Annotated in this window: 15 protein-coding genes and 1 pseudogene; 13 read left to right on the top strand and 3 right to left on the bottom strand. The window is 51.1% G+C overall.

Annotation, left to right across the window (positions count from 1 at the left end; genetic code table 11):
• The first annotated feature begins 77 nt into the window (after positions 1 to 77).
• The 12 genes and pseudogenes from FOC35_RS01070 to FOC35_RS01125 all read left to right on the top strand — a co-directional run bounded on the left by FOC35_RS01070 (position 78) and on the right by FOC35_RS01125 (position 12,839).
• Positions 78 to 2,384 (top strand): molybdopterin-dependent oxidoreductase, encoded by a 2,307-nt coding sequence (locus FOC35_RS01070; protein WP_172567892.1) that lies wholly within the window; start codon positions 78 to 80, stop codon positions 2,382 to 2,384.
• A gap of 407 nt (positions 2,385 to 2,791) precedes the next feature.
• Entirely contained in the window at positions 2,792 to 4,249 is a 1,458-nt protein-coding gene (locus FOC35_RS01075; protein WP_172567893.1) for a PLP-dependent aminotransferase family protein, read from the top strand.
• Between the two features lie 525 nt (positions 4,250 to 4,774).
• Entirely contained in the window at positions 4,775 to 5,374 is a 600-nt protein-coding gene (locus FOC35_RS01080; RefSeq protein ID WP_172567894.1) for a fimbrial protein, read from the top strand.
• 200 nt (positions 5,375 to 5,574) lie between these two features.
• Positions 5,575 to 7,851, top strand: coding sequence for a fimbria/pilus outer membrane usher protein (locus FOC35_RS01085; protein WP_254065342.1), 2,277 nt, complete (start codon positions 5,575 to 5,577; stop codon positions 7,849 to 7,851).
• Positions 7,845 to 8,366 (top strand): annotated as a pseudogene (locus FOC35_RS01090) (fimbria/pilus periplasmic chaperone); the annotation flags it as partial. The gene FOC35_RS01085 and the pseudogene FOC35_RS01090, both read left to right, overlap by 7 nt.
• 121 nt (positions 8,367 to 8,487) lie before the next feature.
• On the top strand, positions 8,488 to 8,889 hold the full coding sequence (locus tag FOC35_RS01095; RefSeq protein ID WP_172567895.1) for a fimbrial protein: 402 nt from the start codon (positions 8,488 to 8,490) through the stop codon (positions 8,887 to 8,889).
• Positions 8,890 to 8,900: 11 nt separating this feature from the next.
• Positions 8,901 to 9,293: a fimbrial protein gene (locus tag FOC35_RS01100; protein WP_172567896.1), complete on the top strand. Its 393-nt coding sequence runs from the start codon at positions 8,901 to 8,903 to the stop codon at positions 9,291 to 9,293.
• A 116-nt stretch (positions 9,294 to 9,409) separates the two neighbouring features.
• Positions 9,410 to 9,940 carry a fimbrial protein gene (locus FOC35_RS01105; protein WP_172567897.1) on the top strand — a complete coding sequence of 177 codons (531 nt, stop codon included), beginning with the start codon at positions 9,410 to 9,412 and terminating at the stop codon, positions 9,938 to 9,940.
• Between the two features lie 20 nt (positions 9,941 to 9,960).
• Complete coding sequence (locus FOC35_RS01110) at positions 9,961 to 10,572, top strand: hypothetical protein (protein ID WP_172567898.1); 612 nt, start codon at positions 9,961 to 9,963, stop codon at positions 10,570 to 10,572.
• On the top strand, positions 10,565 to 11,782 hold the full coding sequence (locus FOC35_RS01115; protein WP_371810776.1) for a phosphoadenosine phosphosulfate reductase: 1,218 nt from the start codon (positions 10,565 to 10,567) through the stop codon (positions 11,780 to 11,782). Before FOC35_RS01110 ends, FOC35_RS01115 begins: the two co-directional genes overlap by 8 nt.
• Positions 11,779 to 12,408 carry a ParB/RepB/Spo0J family partition protein gene (locus tag FOC35_RS01120; RefSeq protein ID WP_172567900.1) on the top strand — a complete coding sequence of 210 codons (630 nt, stop codon included), beginning with the start codon at positions 11,779 to 11,781 and terminating at the stop codon, positions 12,406 to 12,408. Before FOC35_RS01115 ends, FOC35_RS01120 begins: the two co-directional genes overlap by 4 nt.
• 32 nt (positions 12,409 to 12,440) lie before the next feature.
• Positions 12,441 to 12,839, top strand: coding sequence for a hypothetical protein (locus FOC35_RS01125; RefSeq protein ID WP_172567901.1), 399 nt, complete (start codon positions 12,441 to 12,443; stop codon positions 12,837 to 12,839).
• A gap of 457 nt (positions 12,840 to 13,296) precedes the next feature.
• On the opposite strand, the gene FOC35_RS01130 is transcribed toward FOC35_RS01125, so the two are convergent.
• The 3 genes from FOC35_RS01130 to FOC35_RS01140 form a co-directional block, all read right to left on the bottom strand.
• Positions 13,297 to 14,952 carry an SgrR family transcriptional regulator gene (locus FOC35_RS01130; RefSeq protein WP_172567902.1) on the bottom strand — a complete coding sequence of 552 codons (1,656 nt, stop codon included), beginning with the start codon at positions 14,950 to 14,952 and terminating at the stop codon, positions 13,297 to 13,299.
• A gap of 248 nt (positions 14,953 to 15,200) precedes the next feature.
• Positions 15,201 to 16,382 (bottom strand): cell wall metabolism sensor histidine kinase WalK, encoded by a 1,182-nt coding sequence (locus tag FOC35_RS01135; RefSeq protein ID WP_172567903.1) that lies wholly within the window; start codon positions 16,380 to 16,382, stop codon positions 15,201 to 15,203.
• Positions 16,379 to 17,077 carry a response regulator gene (locus FOC35_RS01140; RefSeq protein ID WP_172567904.1) on the bottom strand — a complete coding sequence of 233 codons (699 nt, stop codon included), beginning with the start codon at positions 17,075 to 17,077 and terminating at the stop codon, positions 16,379 to 16,381. Before FOC35_RS01140 ends, FOC35_RS01135 begins: the two co-directional genes overlap by 4 nt.
• Positions 17,078 to 17,202: 125 nt before the next feature.
• Between FOC35_RS01140 and FOC35_RS01145 the strand changes: the two genes are divergently transcribed.
• Entirely contained in the window at positions 17,203 to 17,991 is a 789-nt protein-coding gene (locus FOC35_RS01145) for a MipA/OmpV family protein (RefSeq protein WP_172567905.1), read from the top strand.
• Positions 17,992 to 18,225: the final 234 nt, after the last annotated feature.

The raw sequence follows: 18,225 nt of genomic DNA on the forward strand, positions 1-18,225 counted from the left end.
GTTGAGCGGATTTTATTTTTTCTTGTTTCCACCTTTATGATGCCGGTTTAGCGCTATTAACAAAGCATGGTACGAGCATGAAAGCCGAACATCAGCTGGCGGTAATGCACTGGGGCACTTACCAGGTCACGACCGAAGGCGAACGTATCGCCGCCGTTTCCCCCGTCAAGTGGGATAAAAACCCTTCCCGAATTGGTCAGTCCTTAACGGATTCCGTCACCGGTAATACGCGCATTCGCCGCCCGGCGGTTCGCCTCGGCTATTTGCAAAATGGCCCGGCATCCCGCGAAGGGCGCGGCAAAGAGCCGTTTGTAGAGGTGAGCTGGGAACAAGCGCTGGATCTGCTGGCGCGGGATCTTCGTTCGGTACAGGAGCGTTGCGGTAACGAGGCTATTTTCGGCGGCTCCTACGGCTGGGCCAGCGCCGGACGTTTTCACCACGCTCAAAGCCAGCTGCACCGCTTTCTTAAAGGGTTTGGCGGCTATACTGCCAGCACGAATACCTACAGCAGCGCGGCGGGCGAACGCATCCTGCCGCACATTCTCGGGCCGCTAAGTCCTCTGCATAAGCAGCACACGCATTTTTCGGTGCTGGCGGAGCATTGCGAGATGTTTGTCGCCATCGGTGGACTGCCGCTGCGAAATGCCCAGGTCAACGGCGGCGGCGCGAACGATCATATGCTGAAGCACTGGCTAGAACGCCTTGAGCAAAACGGCGTGCAGTTCGTCAACATCAGCCCGGTGCAGAACGATCTTAGCGCAATACCTGATGCAAAATGGCTGGCGATTAAGCCCGGCACCGACACTGCGCTGCTGCTGGCGCTTTGCCATACGCTGGTCGCCGAATCCCTGCACGATAGCGCCTTTATCGGCAGCCATACCGTTGGTTTTGAACAGTTGCGCGGCTACCTGCTGGGCGAGAAAGACGGCGTGGCAAAAACCGCAGGCTGGGCAGCGGCCATTACCGGGATCGACGAGCAGCAAATTCTGAGCCTGGCGCGAACCCTGTCCGGCAAGCGCGCCATGGTCAATATTTCCTGGTCGATTCAGCGCGCCCGCCAGGGCGAGCAGGCCTACTGGGCAACGGTGGCGTTAACCGCCCTGCTCGGCCAGATAGGGACACCCGGCGGCGGCCTGGCCTTTGGCTACGCCTGCACCAACCTTGCCGGTGCCGCTCGAGTTCCCTTCTCCGGCCCTCGCCTGCCCGCAGGGGAAAACAAGGTAAAAACGGTCATCCCGGTGGCACGTCTTTCGGACATGCTGCTAAATCCCGGCGGGGAATACGAGTTCGACGGCAAATTTTGCCGCTACCCGGATATTCGCCTCGTTTACTGGGCCGGAGGCAACGCCTTCCACCATCACCAGGATCTCAACCGGCTGGTTGAAGCCTGGCGACGCCCTGAAACCGTGGTTGCCCATGAGCAATACTGGACGGCACAGGCCAAGTTTTCCGATATTGTATTGCCGGTCACCACTTCACTGGAGCGCGATGACATCGGCAGCAGCAGCCACGACGGATTTATGATTGCCATGCGCCAGCAAATTCCCGCCGTGGCAGAAGCGAAAGACGATTACGCTATTTTCTGCGCGCTGGCGGAAAGGCTCGGTTTTCATGAGAAATTTAGCGAAGGCCGCAGCGCCGCCGAATGGCTACCGCATCTCTATGAGTCCTCGCGCGAACGCGCCGGGGAAGATGGCGTCGATTTGCCGCCGTTTGATGACTTTTGGGAACAGGGAAAACTGGAGTTTACCGCCCCGGCTGCCCCGCAGGTATTTCTGGCTGATTTCCGTGCCGATCCAGAGCGTTTCCCGCTTTCCACGCCATCGGGGAAAATCGAGCTTTATTCTGAAACGGTAGCCGGGTTTGGCTACCGCGAATGCCCGGGCTACCCGTTCTGGGACGAAGAAGAAGCCAGCTTCCAGCAGCGCGAGGCGGAACAATGGCCTTTGCATCTGCTTTCCAGCCAGCCGCGCACGCGCCTGCACAGCCAGTACGATCACGGCAGCGTCAGCCTCCAGACTAAAGTTCAGGGGCGCGAACCGCTGTGGATGCATCCTGAAGATGCCCGGAAGCGCGGAATTAATGAAGGCGAAGTGGTGCGGGTATTTAACGCTCGCGGCGCTATCCTGGCGGGCGTGCATATCAGTGAGCAAATCCTGCAAGGCGTGGTGCAAATCTCCACCGGCGCCTGGTATGACCCACTGGATCCGGCGACGCCGGGGTCGCTTGATAAGCACGGCAACCCAAACGTGCTGACCGAAGACCGGGGTTCTTCACGCCTGGGCCAGGGCTGTAGCGCCCAAAGCTGCCGGGTAGAGATAGAGCTTTGGTGTGAAACCCTGCCGCCCGTCACCGCATTTGATCCCCCGGCATTTGTTAGCTGAGCTACACGCCACAGGGTAGAACCCCGGCTAAAATGCCGGGTAATACTTTCGCTGGCTGATAATTAATAAATAGCACTATTTCTGGCGGGCGGCTTTCACCTGCCAAATGTCGATCCTCCGCTTTTATTTTGCTCAATCCCTCGGTGGTAGCTAAAGTTAATATTGCCCCAAAGTTAAATTCACTGCCTTCGAACATGAAAAACTGCCATTATGGCAACAGGTAACAAACTTACTCCTTAAAAGTAAAAAGATACCTCAAAAGCATTAGAATTGACTACGCAACCATAAATCAGCAGTGAATTAAAGGTGATAATTCCTATTGTATAAATATATGTATTGTAGGCTATCCGGCAAAACTGCAATACTTGGCTATTTAGCACGCAGGTCTTTCATATCTTAGGGATACCATGAAGCCTTCTATGCATTTTCCTGATTTTGATTTTCTCAACTCGCCTTTATCCAGGGAGTCAGGCGACTCATTACAGCAACAGCTATATTACCGAATAAAAAATGCCATCAACGAGGGAAAATTAAAGCCCGGGGACAAATTACCCGGCACACGCAAAGTGTGCGAAACGCTGAATATCGGTCGAAATACTGTGATCATTGTTTATGAACTGCTGGCTGCAGAAGGGTTTGTTATATCCGATAATACCGGAACACGTATTTCCGCTATGTCTCCAGAAAGCGCTTCCGTGCTTCCGGCGGCGGTGAATAAGTCCGCAATTTCTATGGGTTCTATTGACATCACCCAGCAGGTCATTAACTCGGCATTTTTTCCCGGCATCCCTGCATTGAATATATTTCCACATAATGAATGGCGCCGGGCTGAAGACAGGGCTTCACGTAAAGCCGGCTCGACCATACTTAACTATGGGCTTCCGGACGGCGAACCGGCCTTAAAACAAGCCGTAGCGTCATTCCTGGCCACTTCCAGGGGCGTTAACTGCATGCCGGAGCAGGTAATATTGTCCAGCGGGCTGCATAAAACGCTGCAAATGTGCCTGCGCCCCATTACCCAAAAAGGTGACCTGGTGTGGGTAGAGAATCCCGGTTATGAGTTTGCCAAAAGCCCATTTCGTAACGCCGGACTCAACGTCTTACCCATCGACGTTGACCGGGATGGCATCAACCCCAGCCTGGAGATGTGGCAAAAATACCCTCCCAGAATCATTTACCTCACCCCTTCTAACCAATACCCAAGCGGCGCAGTGTTGAGTCTTGAACGCAGAGTAAGCCTTGTTGAGAATGCTATAAAACATAATGCGATAATTATAGAAGATGATTATGGCGGGGAATTTCATCATGCAGGCCCGCACATTATCTCTATGCAGGGAATAAATAGTCAGGCCCCGGTGATTTATATCGGCTCATTCAGCCAAATGATGTTCCCCGCTTTACGCATCGGTTTTGCTGTCCTGCCCCCCTCGCTGTCTCCTGAGCTCAAAGCATCGCTGCTCACGTTGCCGCACGGAGGAAACCGCCTGACTCAACTCACTCTCACCGAGTTTATCGAAAGCGGTCGTTTTATTCGTCATCTCAATAAAATGGGCAAAGCGTACCAGCAAAAAAGAGATAAGCTAATAAAAGCCCTTAAAAAGTGCCTGCACTGCTCATATGAAATAAGCGGCCAGCACGGCAGTACCCAACTCACGCTTAATCTTCCTGCAGAAATCAACGACAAATTATTAGTCGAGCAGGCACAGCAGCATGGCATAAATATGCTTCCACTCTCGCTATTTTGTGCTCCCGGGACGGAAATAAAAGCAAATGGGGTGATAATAGGTTATGCAAATACGCCGTCTGATTTGTATGAAGTGTATATTGAAAAAATAAATCAGATAATAGAATCGCAAAGAAAATAAACCTGAAGATATACCAGCTTCGCCCGTAAGGACTCTCGTTATGCTTGTCCCTGCTGGGCGAAAGGTGACATTTGCGAATATAAGACGGGATGGGCAGAACACATTATTTTATCAGGTAAGATTAGAATCTAACCAGGCCATGAATCCACTAAGAACATTCCACGCAACCAGAGTTTTATGCTGATAAAAGCGGATGAGTATCCTTACCTCGCAATATTACACTCCGTTCGTGACCATCATTAAGTACATATTTAAATTCAAAAAATATGTTTTTTAATTTAAATTCAATAAGTTAAAACAAAAAACGCAATTTACCTCCTGATTTGACGGCTATCAACATTGATGGAAAACTACCCGTCGTCAGGATTCAGGCTAAAGCAGTTTTCAAACTTGCTTCCTGCGAGGCAATAACACTTATTGCCCGATCAATACAGTTAACGGCGCTCCATGGTAGAACAGTTTCATATTCCGCAACGGCGCCCTCAACTTAGCTATATATCATGTTGGTTAATAAGGAAACTGAAAATGAAGAAATTTATTTTCACCGTAGCTTTTGGCGCAATGGTCTGCGCCAGTGCCGCCAGTGACGCCAGTGCCGCCAGTGCCGCCAGTGACGCCAGTGCCGCCAGTGACGCCAGTGCCGCCAGTGACGCCAGTGCCGTAGGTATTGGCGGGTCGGGAAAAGTTAACTTTAGTGGTTCTATTGTTGATGCCCCCTGCTCTATGGACCCGAACACCGCCGATCAAACCGTTGAGCTGGGGGCGACCTCAAATTTGCACCTTAGCAACGGCAGTACTTCCACACCTAAGCCATTTAAAATCCTGCTCGAAGGTTGTTCTGGCGAAACGCTTGGCTCCGTGACCACTACATTTAAAGGTCTTCAGGCCGATGAAGATACCACCCTGCTGCGCCTCATTGGTTCGGCCAGTGGCGCTGCTATTGCCATCAATGATTACAAAGGCCGGCAGATTAAAATGGGTGAAGCCTCCCCGGCTTATAACCTCGCCACCGGAAATAACGAGCTGGACTTTTCGGCAAACCTGAAAGGCTTTGGCAGCGAAGAAAAACCGGTAGTGCCCGGTGAATTTACCGCCATTGCCAACTTCACATTAGACTATAACTAATTCATTATTTTATTTAGACCTGCAGGTTAGCGACTGAATTTGCTAATAAAAAATGCGGTTATCTCGGTCTGATATTTACCCGCCTGGGTATAGCTTATTTTTACGTGCCATTATTTAAAAATGGCATCAAATAACGGAGTTAGACTTTATTCCCTCCCGTTTCCCAAAGGAATGCAGAAGTCTACATAATGGTTATTGCCATGGAAAACAATAAAGGCGACAAAGTTAGTTTTCATCCTCATTTTTTAAGTCTGGGTATTTTTATTGCCATAGACTCCTTTGCAGGTCACGCTATTGGGAAGAGTGAAGAGATTGAGTTTAATCTTGATGTGCTTGACTCAGAAGACCGACAAAACGTTGATTTAAGTAATTTCTCGCACAGCGGTTATATTATGCCCGGCGAATATGAGATGGCGGTATTCCTTAATAAAAGTAGTTTATCTCAACAGCGAGTTGTTTTCTATCAGCCACAGGCTAACCCCAAAGAAAGTGAATTGTGCCTGTCTCCTGTATTAATAGATCTATTCGGATTAAAGCCGGAGTACCTGCGGCAGCTCAGCTGGCAGGTCGGCAAAAAATGTCTGCGGGTAGACTCGCTACCGGGAACGGAAATTCGTGCCGATTTAGCACAAAACGCGGTCTACATCAGCATGCCGCAAACTTACCTTGAGTACAGCGCGGAAAACTGGGACCCACCTTCCCGCTGGGATAACGGCCTGCCGGGTATTTTGCTCGACTACAACCTCAACGGCCGGGCGCAAAGCAACCGCCAGGGTGGAGCAGATGCTTACACCCTCAGCGGCAACGGGACTACGGGCATTAATTACGGCGCATGGCACATCCGCGCCGACTGGCAGGCCACGATTGCCCCTACGCCACAGGGCCAAAATGCCAGCCAGAACCCGTTTCAGTGGAGCCGCTACTACGCCTACCGGGCCATTACTTCTCTACGCTCACGCCTGACGCTGGGTGAGAATTATCTCGACTCGGGCATGTTTGACAGCTTCCGTTATACGGGAGCGAGCCTCGTGTCCGATGACAGCATGTTACCGCCCAATCTGCGCGGCTACGCGCCAGAGGTTACGGGAGTGGCAAAAACAAACGCAACGGTAGTGGTAAGCCAGCAGGGCCGTGTGCTTTATGAAACCCAGGTTGCTTCAGGCCCGTTTCGCATTCAGGACATCAGCGACGCCACCACCGGGCAGCTGGATGTGCGGGTCGAAGAGCAGGACGGTTCGGTACAGACGTTTACCCTTAACACCGCCAATATTCCTTATTTGACGCGCCCCGGCAGCGTGCGCTACAAGCTGGCCGTGGGCCGCCCGAGCGATATCGATAGCGGCGTTAGCGACTCTGTTTTTGCCAGCGGAGAGTTTTCCTGGGGCGTGAGTAACGGCTGGTCGCTCTATGGTGGCCTGCTCGGCAGTAATGATTATGCTGCCATTTCGAGCGGCGTTGGCCGGGACTTGATGATGTTTGGCGCACTCTCGTTTGACGCCACTCAGTCACGCGCAACGCTACCCTGGAAGGCAGAAACACTTTCAGGTCGATCATACCGTTTGAGCTATTCAAAGCGCTTTGATGAGCTTGATAGCCAGGTAACATTTGCCGGCTACCGCTTTTCCGAACGTGAGTTCATGAGCATGAGCGACTACCTGACGGCGAAGCGAAACGGAGACTATACCCGCGGCAGTAAAGAACTCTACACCATCTCGCTGAACAAAAGCTTTCGTGACCTCGGCCTGAGCGGCTACCTCAGCTACAACCACCAGACGTACAGGAACCTGACAAACAGTGACCGTTACAGCCTGCTGCTGTCGAGTTTTTTTGATATTGGCAGGTGGCGAAACATCAGCGCTTCAATGTCGCTCTACCGCAACAAAAGCAACAATACCAGCGATGACGGCGCTTATCTCTCGCTCTCCGTGCCCTGGGAAAGACAGGGCCGCATCAGCTATAGCTCAACGGCTAACAGCAACGATACCACGCATTATCTTGGCTATTACGACCGCCTGAACAAGCGGGATACCTATCAGCTTTCCGCCGGGACCGCCCGCAGCGGGGTTAACGGCAGTGGCTTCCTTACCCACGAGGGCGATCGCGCAAGACTCACCGCCAATGCCAGCTATCAGCAGGGGCGCTACAGCTCTCTGGCGCTATCGGCTCAGGGCGGTATCACGCTGACATCTCAGGGAGGTGCGCTGCACCGTGGCGGCATAAACGGCGGAACGCGCATGCTGGTGGATACCAACGGCGTAGCGGGTGTCCCGGTGCAGGCCGGAGGGCGCAGCACCCGCACCAATATGTTCGGCAAAGCCGTCGTCGCGGAGATCGCCAGCTTTTACCCCAGCAAAGTCAGGATCGACCTCGATAGACTGGGCGATAACGCCGAAGCCAAAACCTCCGTAGTACAGGGCACTCTGACGGAGGGTGCCATTGGCTACCGGAAATTCGAAGTGCTTGGCGGTAACCGCTGATGGTACTGCCGCCGATTCAGCGTATTGAAGCAGGCAAATCCAGCCAGCTCAGAATACAGGCACTGCCTGACATGGCGAAGCTGCCAAAGGACCGCGAATCGCTGTTCTACTTCAGTCTGCGGGAAATCCCACCGAAGAGCAGCAAGCCCAATACTCTGCAATTGGCCCTGCAAACGCGCATTAAGCTGTTTTACCGCCCGGCATCGCTGGAAATTGCGCCTAACGCAGAGCCGGTGCAAAACCAGCTAACGCTTACGCGTCAGGGCAACAAATACAGCGTAAATAACCCAACGGGTTATTACATCACGCTGATCAATGCCGCCAGCCATAAAGATGCACAAAACAATACCAGCTTCAGGCCGCTGATGGTTGCCCCGAAAAGCAGCGCCATGCTGTCGGTTACCGCAGACGGTCTGGGAGCCAGTCCGGTGCTGACCTATATAAATGATTACGGCGGGCGTCCGGATCTAAATTTCGGCTGTAGTACCGACCATTGCAAAGTCGTGGACAAGTAATTGCCCTTCCCCGCCCGGAATTAATTAAGGAAAGATGATGGCGCAAAGGAAATTATTTTTATTGGCAGCAGCCATGCTCGCGAGCTGGGCAATGTCACCCGTACAGGCAGCCGTGCCCTTTATGAATCTTACGGTAAAAGTGGCGCTTGAAGAGCCGCTCTGCGTGCTGAACAACAATAAACCTATAGAAGTTAATTTTGCAGACGTGTTTATCGAGAAAATTAATCAGGGCATTTATAACCAGCCGATTATTTATGACCTGGACTGTAAAGATAAAAATATGGCGCTCACGCTTACCGCCTCGGGCACCTCCGGCTTTAGCGCCGGGACGCTTGAAACCAGCAGAACCGGGCTGGCGATTGCAATACAGAAAGACGGCCAGCCTCTGCCCGTGAATACCCCGGTTAACTTCACCTTACCGGATACTCCCCGGCTTAATGCCGTGCTGGTTAAGCGGGGCAAAGCGCGCCTGGACACCGGGCATTTTACCGCCACTGCCCGGATGGTTGTGGAGTATCAATAGGGAACATGATGATGAAAATAATCTCTCTTCTCCCGATCGTTTTCTCGATCGGGCTGCTGATACCGCCGCTCACCGCCGCCGCAATCGAGGGAGATATAGCCTTCGAAGGGGATTTGTATTCGCTACCGCAGTGCACCATCAGCGAGGGGGCAAGGGTGGAAGTCAACTTTGGCGACAGCGTAAGCATCCGCAAAATTGACGGCAGCCAGTACCGTACGGCAATGAACTACCAGATAGATTGCGAGGAAACAAGCAAAGGTGAGCTTGCGCTAACGCTTTCTCTGATTGGGGAAGCGGCAACTTTTGACGGCGATGCGCTGCGCTCCGATCGGCAAAGTCTTGGCATAAAAATCTACCGGGGCAATACGGTGTTCAAACCCCGGGGAGACAATAGAGATAAATAAAGACGCGGCTCCAATCCTGGAAGCGGTTCCGGTAAAAGACCCCAACGGCAAGCTAACGCAAGGCACATTTGAGGCCTGGGCCACGCTCAGCGCCCAATATCAATAAAGGAGGCAAAATGAAAGGACTCATAAAAAGTATCCAGGCACTATTGCTAACCCCGGTCGCGATACAGGCTCAGGCTGCCGGGCTGCCGGGGCAAAACCTCTGGCTGCACGGTTCGCTGGTGGCAGAAGCCTGCGTAATAGCCCCAGGGGATGAAACGGTGGAGCTGAGCTTCGGCACAATTGTTGATAAGTACCTCTACCTGAATCAGAGAACGCCCGGAGTCCCTTTTAAGCTGGTTTTACAGGACTGCGACCCCGATATTGCGCGATTGGTAACGGTGAAATTTAGCGGCAACGCAGATGCTCAGGGGCTCCTGATACCGGACAGCCCGGCATCGTCCGGGATCCTCATCGGCATAGAGCAAGCTAACGGCGATAAAGTCGAGATCAATGGCGCAGGCTCTACCCACGAGCTGCAAAAGGGAGTGAGCGAAATAGCGTTGCAGGCCTACGTGCAGGGTGAGGCAGAAGCGCTCAAAAACAACAGCATCAGGCGCGGCGAATTTACCGCATCTTCAACATTTGAGCTGACTTACCACTGATCGCGCTGGCGGGAAAAATTATGACAAAAGAAATCGAATTTATCATTATCAGCGACAACCCCTTAGCGATGTATGGCCTTAAATTATTAATCCACTCGTTTATGCCGCGCGCCATCATTACCGGGAATACGATGTGGCAGGAGTGTCCCGCAGAGCCTGGAGACAGCGTTCAGGGCATCATCATTGTCGCCAGCGACAGATATTCTCGCCACCGCACGCTTAGCGTCACCCATATGCTCCACAGTATAAAGCCCAAAGTTCCGCAGCTTTTATTGCACAGCGAAGCAAATTCCGTGCTGGCTTCCCTGGTCCCTCAGCGTTTCTCGCTAAAGCTCTCCGCCAGCCTGCAGGAGATTGCGGTAAAAATTGCCCATATAACCTATCGAAGCGGTAAAGAAAATAAAAGAGTGCCGCTAACGCAACTTCAGGGGCAGGTCATAAAGCTGCTTCAACATATGCCACCCATTCAGGTGTCGAAGCGCCTTGGGATTAATATAAAAAAAATAAGCCGCTATAAGCAGCTGATGATTTCTTATCTCGGCATTCAGGGTCACCAGCTCGATTGTAAATTAATCAATCACTACCGGGAAATAAAGATAATAACGACGGAGCAAGGTGAGCCAGTTGAATGATGCAAAAATACCGCTTGGCCTGAATGTATTGCAGGCCACGCGGTTAAGAATTGAATGGCTGTTTGAAGTTTTTCCTCACGTCTGTATTTCTTTTTCCGGGGGCAAAGATTCAACCGTGCTGTTTCATCTTGCCGGGGAGATTGCCCGGCGCCGCAAAACTCAGTTTTCGGTGTTGTTTATCGACTGGGAAATACAGTTTCAGTACACCATCGATCATGTCGTGCGCATGCAGACGCTTTATAGCGATGTTATCTCAAGCTTCTATTGGGTTGCGCTTCCGTTAACCACTATTAACGGCGTCTCGCAGTTCCAGCCGGAATGGGTTGCCTGGGAGCGTGATAAAAAGTGGGTGCGCCCTCCTCCCGGGCAGGCAATCACCGATGAAAATTATTTTCCTTTCTACTACTACGCCATGACTTTTGAAGAGTTTGTTCCGTCATTTTCCCGCTGGCTGTCTGGCGGAAAAGGCGCGGCGGTTGCAACCGGCATGCGGGCGGAGGAATCCTACAAGCGCTACATCGGTATCACCTCTCAACGCAAAACTCGCTACGCCGACGACAAGCCATGGACCACGGCGGCTCAGGAGGGTTTTTACTATACGGTTTCACCTCTCTACGACTGGAAAATTGAGGATATCTGGATTTTTAATACCCGATATAAAGCCTGCTACAACGCACTCTACGACAGAATGCACCAGGCCGGCGTTCCGGTACGTTCAATGCGGGTTTGCGAACCCTTCGGGCCGGAGCAACGCCGTAGCCTGTGGTTATTTCATATTCTGGAGCCGGAGACCTGGGGCGAAATATGCTCCCGAGTCAGCGGTGCGCATAGCGGAGCGCTTTACGGTAGCCAGAGCGGCGCCTTTTATGCCTTAAACAAGGTGCTGGTAAAGCCGGAGCATTTTAACTGGCAGGGTTATGCCATGTTCCTGCTCGACTCCATGCCGGAGCAAACCGCAGAGCACTACCGCAATAAAATTGCCATTTACATTAAATGGTTCCAGCAGCACGGCTTCCCGGAAAATATTCCCGACCAGCAGGAGAAAGATCTCGGGTACAAAGATGTTCCCTCCTGGCGTCGGGTCTGCAAAATGCTGCTGAAAAATGATTACTGGTGCCGAATGCTGTCGTTCAGCCCGAATAAGCCCCGGCATTACCAGCGCTACCTTGAGCGCATGAACAAAAAAAGAAGCCAGTGGGGAATACTATGACGCTTAATGAGTTACTTCATGAACTTGATGTCCTGCTGCAAAACATCCCCGGTGATAAAGAAAAAATAGCCGCCCAGAATGCGGTAAAAGAACGCCTGCACCGGCACAGCCCGTTTAAAAATGAGCCGGTTGACTGCGTGCTATGGCTGCACGCGGATGCCATTACGGCCAATGACTATAACCCCAATACCATGGCTCCGGTCGAGAAACGCCTATTGAAACACTCGCTGGAAACCGAAGGTTTTACCCAGCCGGTGGTGGTTTCGCCGCTAAAAGAAAAATACCAGCTGGTAGATGGATTTCACCGTTACCAGCTCGGGAAAAACATCGTGCAAAGCAGCGGCGGGCTAACCGGCTACCTGCCCGCCACCGTGGTAAACGCCGACTCCCAGGGGCTGGCCGAGCGGGTTGCGGCCACGGTTCGCCATAACCGCGCCAGGGGTAAACACCAGATAGACGCCATGTCTGGCGTGGTGCGGGATTTATCCCGCCTCGGCTGGGAAGACGAAAAGATAGGCCTGGAGCTGGGAATGGACACCGATGAAGTGCTGCGTCTCAAACAGATAAGCGGCCTGGCGGAGCTTTTTGCCGGGGAAAAATTTAGCGAAGCGTGGACGGTAAAATAAACCCGCCCCCGTTTACATATAAGGAAATGTTTATGTCTATCAGGATAGTTTTTTCTTTTTTAGTACTGCTGTTTAGCCAGCTTTGCACCGCGTCTTTATTCCCGATGGTGACCAGCGTCAAAATAGATCCATCAAATACCGAACACATTCAGCTAATCATCACCAGTCAGCTTATGGATATTGGCCCGTTGGGGGATATCCTTGTAAAAGACTATTACACAGGGGGAGGGGGAGGTAATAATGGGAATTTTGGCATTGTTACCACGACAAAAGACAAATCATCTACCACCATTTATGCTTATGGTAGCAAAGAGAATATGCTAACAGGTATTGATGAAAACATGACGATAAGTGAAGCCGGGTTATATGCATGGAACCATGGGCTTTCCGGGCAAAAAAACAATAAAACCGGAATAAAATCAAACACATAAAAGATTTCGTGCATTATGCGTTGGCTTTGGCCCCATCCCCGGCATAGTATTTTTTGAAGCTGCCGTAAATTATCCTGCAAACGGCTGCTTACAGGCACCACCGCCCTATGAATATTGTGAGTTTGGAATACCGCAGATCACTCAAGATCACAAAAATGTTCTGACTACCGCTAAAACTTCACAAGTCATTTCCGGAATGGCGATTAACTGCACGGCAGAGATTAGCGTTCGCTTAATAATCGGTCAGGATACGTTGCAATTAGCACCCGGCGTCATATCAAAGCTAGTATTTAATAAAAATGGAACTGATTATCCTGGCGGCAGTATATTTAATTTAAAGTCCGGAGCTAACGTAATGAATATAAAAAGCACTTTATCTATCTCCCCCGATGCCGATGCCGGGAGTTATGAAGCCAGCACCATTATCTATATAGAATACCCTTAAACAGCACAGCCGCTAGCAAAATGAGTATGCTCTGGATTGTTTTTGATTCTGGATGACCGGAGCTACATTGGGCCCGGTGTAGCTTTCGTCAATCCACATCCTGGAGTAGTCCGGCCAGCCTTCCGGAGTAAACTGCACGTTTTTTAGCGCCGAAGAAACCTGGACCGAGAAACGGTATGAAAACAGCAATTGCAGGCCATCGCTGTTAAGAAACAGGCGAGCCGCGCGGTTAACATGCTTTTTATAGTTATCGCTCAGCGCCGCAGCGGCAAAAAACTTCTCTACCCTCGCCTTTATATCGCTCGATACCAGCGTCTGAATCATGGTTCCATTTCGGAAACGATCTTCCACTGAAAATTCCATATCGTGGCCCGGCTGGAAAAACGCCAGGCCAAGATCTTTCTCGTGCCAGCCCCGCTCCAGATACCAACGGTCAGGGCTAATAGCCGTGCTTTTCAAGCGGCAACCGTAATATTTAAGTTTATGCTCCAGCCGCCCCACTATCAGGTCGCTCTCCCCGGTATAAAAATAAGCTATCGACAAAGATTCCGGCAGCGGCACGGTAAAATCCGCAGGGGCTTTGCTGTCCTCAATATCAAAGTATTCCGAAGAGGCTGCCAGCTTATTTTCCGCCTGCAATTCGGCAACCGACTGGCTCGCCAGAGCATTCACCAGCGCTCGTTGTTCGGGGGTAATGCCGGGGCGATTCATATTAAAAGCCAGCAGCAGGATCCCCACGGCATTTCGTGAAGCATGGCTGACCATTTCGCGGGCAGGGGTATAATCCTCTATCCTGATTTGAGTCCATTTTTCCGGCAACTGATAGGTCGCCTGATATTCAATTTTTTCAATCACCGGCTTGCGCCCGTAATAATGTTCGCAGGCTCTCAGGTGAAGCGTTTCGCTGGAGTGCGACACAATAGCATAAGGCCCAAGCCCGCATTCTCCTTCCTCCGGGTGCGCCAAAAAGTATGCAGGGTTCGCCAGCCGGGAAGGAAGCCGCGTGTCTGGTGTTTTCAGCCTCAGGATCAGAGTGCTGCTTCCCAGCAGCTCTGCCTGCTCTATATTCGCGATTTCCGGCATTAACCTGTCGCGGGCAAAATTTTCAATTTGTGCCGGGTGCAATGCCTCACCATTATGCCAGACCAGCCCCGGCTGAATATAAAATCGCCACTCGCAAAAGTCATCGCTGTGCTCGAAGGCACAGGCGAGATCGGGCCTCACCCATCCCTCATCCGAGATACGCGTCAGGCCCGCATGAACCATTCTCAACAGATGGCGCTCCGCCCAGTTGGTATGCAATGAGGGAGTAATAGCCGCAAGCGGGCGATAGAAGGTAATTTTGATGCCAGAATGAAGTGGCAAGGACGCCGACGAAGCCGAAAAATCGGATGTGGATGTTTCCGTTTCCCTGACCGGCTGGCGGTGCTCTATTTCATGCAGCGCGTTTTCATTCAGCAAACACTGGAGATAGCCGCTGTTTCCCCGGCCAGGCTGTGCGGACCAGCCCAACCAACCCTGCTCACTCATGGCGGTTAACAGGGTGCGCGCGTAACGGGGGCTACAGGCGAGAACATCGGAGATATCATAAAGGGTTATGGTAACAGGCATGGTTTGCCAGCGCTGTAGCAGGCGGCGATACTGCCTCGCAAGACGCTTTAATTTCATCTGTGGCCTCTATTAATTGTCGAAATAATAAAGGCCGATCAGTCTTTAAATATTATCACTACACTTAATCACGCCTTTGAATGGCGATATGTTATATTTAGCGCTCATTAAGCTATGGACCCATGGCACGCCTTATTTATAGAACCACCTTATTTTAGGGTTTTTCTTTAGGAAAACCGATAATCATTAACAATTTGTATTACAAACATTAAAAATAAAACAAAAAATATCTTCATAAGATTAATATTTTAATTGTCAGGGATCCATACTGGCAAACCGATCGCTATCAGCAGTCCCTTTTCTTGCGGCAGGCTGGCCGTTATCCGCCCGTGGTGGGCAGCACAAATTTCTTTCGCGATGGAAAGCCCAAGCCCGCTGCCGCCGGAGTCTCGGGCTCGCGAGCGTTCACCTCGCGTAAAACGCTCAAATATATGCGGTAGATAATCTTCCGCTACGCCAGGCCCGGAATCCTGGAAGGTGAGTTCAATCCCCCGCTCGCTTCGGCTCATACAAATCTGCATGCTGTCACCCCGGGCGCAATAACGCAGCATATTTTCGATAATAATATTGAATACCTGCCCGAGCCTGGACTCATCCCCGACATAGTAAAACTCGCCTTCAGCTTCCAGTGAAACCGACATGCCGGCGGCCTCCAGCTGGGGTTTAAGCCAGGCCAGCCGCTCGTTTAAAACGCTTTCCAGATTTAGTACGCCCATTTGTAGCGTTAACTGCCCTGCGCTTGCGAGAGACAAAAAATGCAGATCATCGGTCAGCCGGCCCAGGCTTTTTAACTGAGTCATCACCATATTTAGCTGTTTTTGATCGGCAGGGAAAACGTGATCAATCATCCCCTGTAGCCTCCCCATTGCCGCTGTCAGCGGCGAGCGTAGCTCGTGCGCCGCAGCAACGTGAGCCGCTTTCAGTTCACGTTCGTATAGCGCCAGCTGGCTTATCATTTTATTGAAATTATGGGTAAATCTGACTATTTCTTCCGGACACTCATTCACCAGCTTAGCCTGGCGTTCGAAGCTTCCCTGGGCGACAATTTCCGCCACTTCGGTAAGGCTGCTAAATTGAGCGGCGAGCGGGCGGGCGGCACGTAAACATCTTAAAATCACGAACGGTGTTGCCATGGTAATGAAAATAAATAGCCAGCCCCAGTTAAGCGAACTTAATGACGGCGTGCTGAATTCAAGCCCCCACCCCGCATCGACTATTTCATGAAAACGTAAAAGATCTAAGGTCGGATTTTCCCTGAGCGTTAAAAACTCCGCATAAAGAGCAGGCGACATGCGGTGTACCACCCAATAATACTGCACCGCATAAATACTCCACATAGCCAGCACTATAAAAAATACCACGCTAACCGCAACCACAATAATTCTGGCTGAGATCCATAACAGCAGAGAGTTATGTTTTTTAATTTTCATGGTTTGCAGAACCTGTAGCCGACGCCGCGCACATTAAAAATAACGTCTTCGACGCCTGCGGCCTCAAGTTTTTTTCTTAAGTTATAAACATGAGTATCAACCACGCGTTCGAGAGCATCGCTTTCCGGCAGGCACTCTTCAAGCAAGAACTGGCGGCTTAGCGGCCTGGACGAAGCCCGCATCAGGGCAGTCAAAATCGACAGCTCCGTCAGGGTTAAATCGAGACGGATAAATCCACCTTCTCCTGTCAGGACTTTGCCCACCATATTCACGGTATCTATTTCCAGCCGCTCCCGGCGTAAAACTTCTTCTCTTACTTCCTGATTGACGTTACTGCGCCTGAGCACCGCCTGCACTCGCGCCATTACTTCGCCAGGATTATAGGGCTTAACAACATAGTCGTCGGCCCCATAGCGCAGTGCGCCTATCTTGTCGTAGGCTTCTCCCATCGCGGTTATCATAATCACCGGGGTATTGCCCTTGCGCCTGACGGCGGCAAGGATCTCCGTTCCGTTCATCCCGGGCAGCATCACATCCAGCAGGATAAGATCCGGCTTCCAGCTCAGCACCCTATTCATGCCCGCCAGTCCGTCTCCCGCTACCGCAACGCTATAGCCTTCACGCCTGAGATATGCCTCCAGCACGTTAGCCGCGTCAGCGTCATCTTCAATCACCAGGACTCTTTTATTTTGCATTTAGTACGACCTTGACAGTTTCTTCACAAATCCCTGGCATTTCATTGATAAGCCTTACGCATAATTCCCTGGCTGGCGGAATTAATGATGCATGAAAATATAAACAGAAGACAACGAGAATTATTATGTTAACTAAAAAAAGTTTCTTATACATAATACCCACATTAATAACATCAGGTATTTCATCGGCCTGGGCAAGTAATTACCAGGAAGAGCAGTCGGCAGTAACTTTTAGCCTGGGCGCACTTACTTCCCCTCGCTATAGCGGTTCTGACGAGCAAATCACAAGCGTTATACCGTTAATTCATTGGCAGGAAAATAATTTCTTCCTCGATTCTATAAAAGGGCTTGGGGTTCACCTTCAAAATGACAACGGCTTATATTTAGAACCGACAATAGGTTATGATTCAGGGCGCACCGATAAGAACTCCGGCTGGCGTAAAGGGTCAGATAAATTAAAAGGCATGGGAAATATTTCTGCAACGGTTAATAGCGCTATTGCTCTCGGCTGGGCCGTTACTCCCTGGCTGGTTTTTGAAGGCAAAACGACTTTACCGCTGAGCGACGGCCTGGGCGCCTCTTATTCAACGGCGATAAATTATATTCCCGTTATGGATGACGATAATAGCCTCACCTTCCAGACCAGCGCGCTATTTGGCGATGCTCGCTATCTCAACACCTGGTACGGCGTAAGCCGCAAGCAAAGCGATCGCTCAGGTTACGCCCGTTATAGCACTTCCGGAGGGTTTTACGGGACGGATACCGGCCTGACGTGGACTCATCAGTTCAGCGAGCATTGGGGCGGATGGTTTAGCGTTAACTATACGTGGCTGGCAAAAAACGCCGCCAGAAGCCCAATAGTGATGCAGCGCGGCGGCACGACGGGCGCTCTGGCAATAAGCTATACCTTCTGAGCTAAGCCAAAAATTGACGTTATTTATATTTATGAAGATCGCACTTCCGATGATTTTCATGTTATTGGCGCTGTGCCCTGGCCAACGCATCAACGATATAAAATCAGATATCAATGAGGCCAGGCCGCACCCCAGCTGCGATTATTTCTCACCTCACTATTTACGATATCTGATCAAAAGACTGAGTCGCTAATATTCATCAAACCTGCCATTCACTTTAGCTGGCAACAATTT

This window comes from Cedecea sp. FDAARGOS_727 (assembly GCF_012273235.1).
Classification (GTDB): domain Bacteria; phylum Pseudomonadota; class Gammaproteobacteria; order Enterobacterales; family Enterobacteriaceae; genus Cedecea; species Cedecea davisae.

What these genes read in the sequence shown, in the direction of transcription:
- FOC35_RS01135 (WP_172567903.1), bottom strand. Translation starts at nt 16,382, where the DNA reads ATGAAAATTAAAAAACATAACTCTCTGCTGTTATGGATCTCAGCCAGA.
- FOC35_RS01105 (WP_172567897.1), top strand. Translation starts at nt 9,410, where the DNA reads ATGAAAGGACTCATAAAAAGTATCCAGGCACTATTGCTAACCCCGGTC.
- FOC35_RS01085 (WP_254065342.1), top strand. Translation starts at nt 5,575, where the DNA reads ATGGAAAACAATAAAGGCGACAAAGTTAGTTTTCATCCTCATTTTTTA.
- FOC35_RS01070 (WP_172567892.1), top strand. Translation starts at nt 78, where the DNA reads ATGAAAGCCGAACATCAGCTGGCGGTAATGCACTGGGGCACTTACCAG.
- FOC35_RS01145 (WP_172567905.1), top strand. Translation starts at nt 17,203, where the DNA reads ATGTTAACTAAAAAAAGTTTCTTATACATAATACCCACATTAATAACA.
- FOC35_RS01075 (WP_172567893.1), top strand. Translation starts at nt 2,792, where the DNA reads ATGAAGCCTTCTATGCATTTTCCTGATTTTGATTTTCTCAACTCGCCT.
- FOC35_RS01110 (WP_172567898.1), top strand. Translation starts at nt 9,961, where the DNA reads ATGACAAAAGAAATCGAATTTATCATTATCAGCGACAACCCCTTAGCG.
- FOC35_RS01080 (WP_172567894.1), top strand. Translation starts at nt 4,775, where the DNA reads ATGAAGAAATTTATTTTCACCGTAGCTTTTGGCGCAATGGTCTGCGCC.
- FOC35_RS01095 (WP_172567895.1), top strand. Translation starts at nt 8,488, where the DNA reads ATGAATCTTACGGTAAAAGTGGCGCTTGAAGAGCCGCTCTGCGTGCTG.
- FOC35_RS01140 (WP_172567904.1), bottom strand. Translation starts at nt 17,077, where the DNA reads ATGCAAAATAAAAGAGTCCTGGTGATTGAAGATGACGCTGACGCGGCT.
- FOC35_RS01100 (WP_172567896.1), top strand. Translation starts at nt 8,901, where the DNA reads ATGAAAATAATCTCTCTTCTCCCGATCGTTTTCTCGATCGGGCTGCTG.
- FOC35_RS01120 (WP_172567900.1), top strand. Translation starts at nt 11,779, where the DNA reads ATGACGCTTAATGAGTTACTTCATGAACTTGATGTCCTGCTGCAAAAC.
- FOC35_RS01130 (WP_172567902.1), bottom strand. Translation starts at nt 14,952, where the DNA reads ATGAAATTAAAGCGTCTTGCGAGGCAGTATCGCCGCCTGCTACAGCGC.
- FOC35_RS01125 (WP_172567901.1), top strand. Translation starts at nt 12,441, where the DNA reads ATGTCTATCAGGATAGTTTTTTCTTTTTTAGTACTGCTGTTTAGCCAG.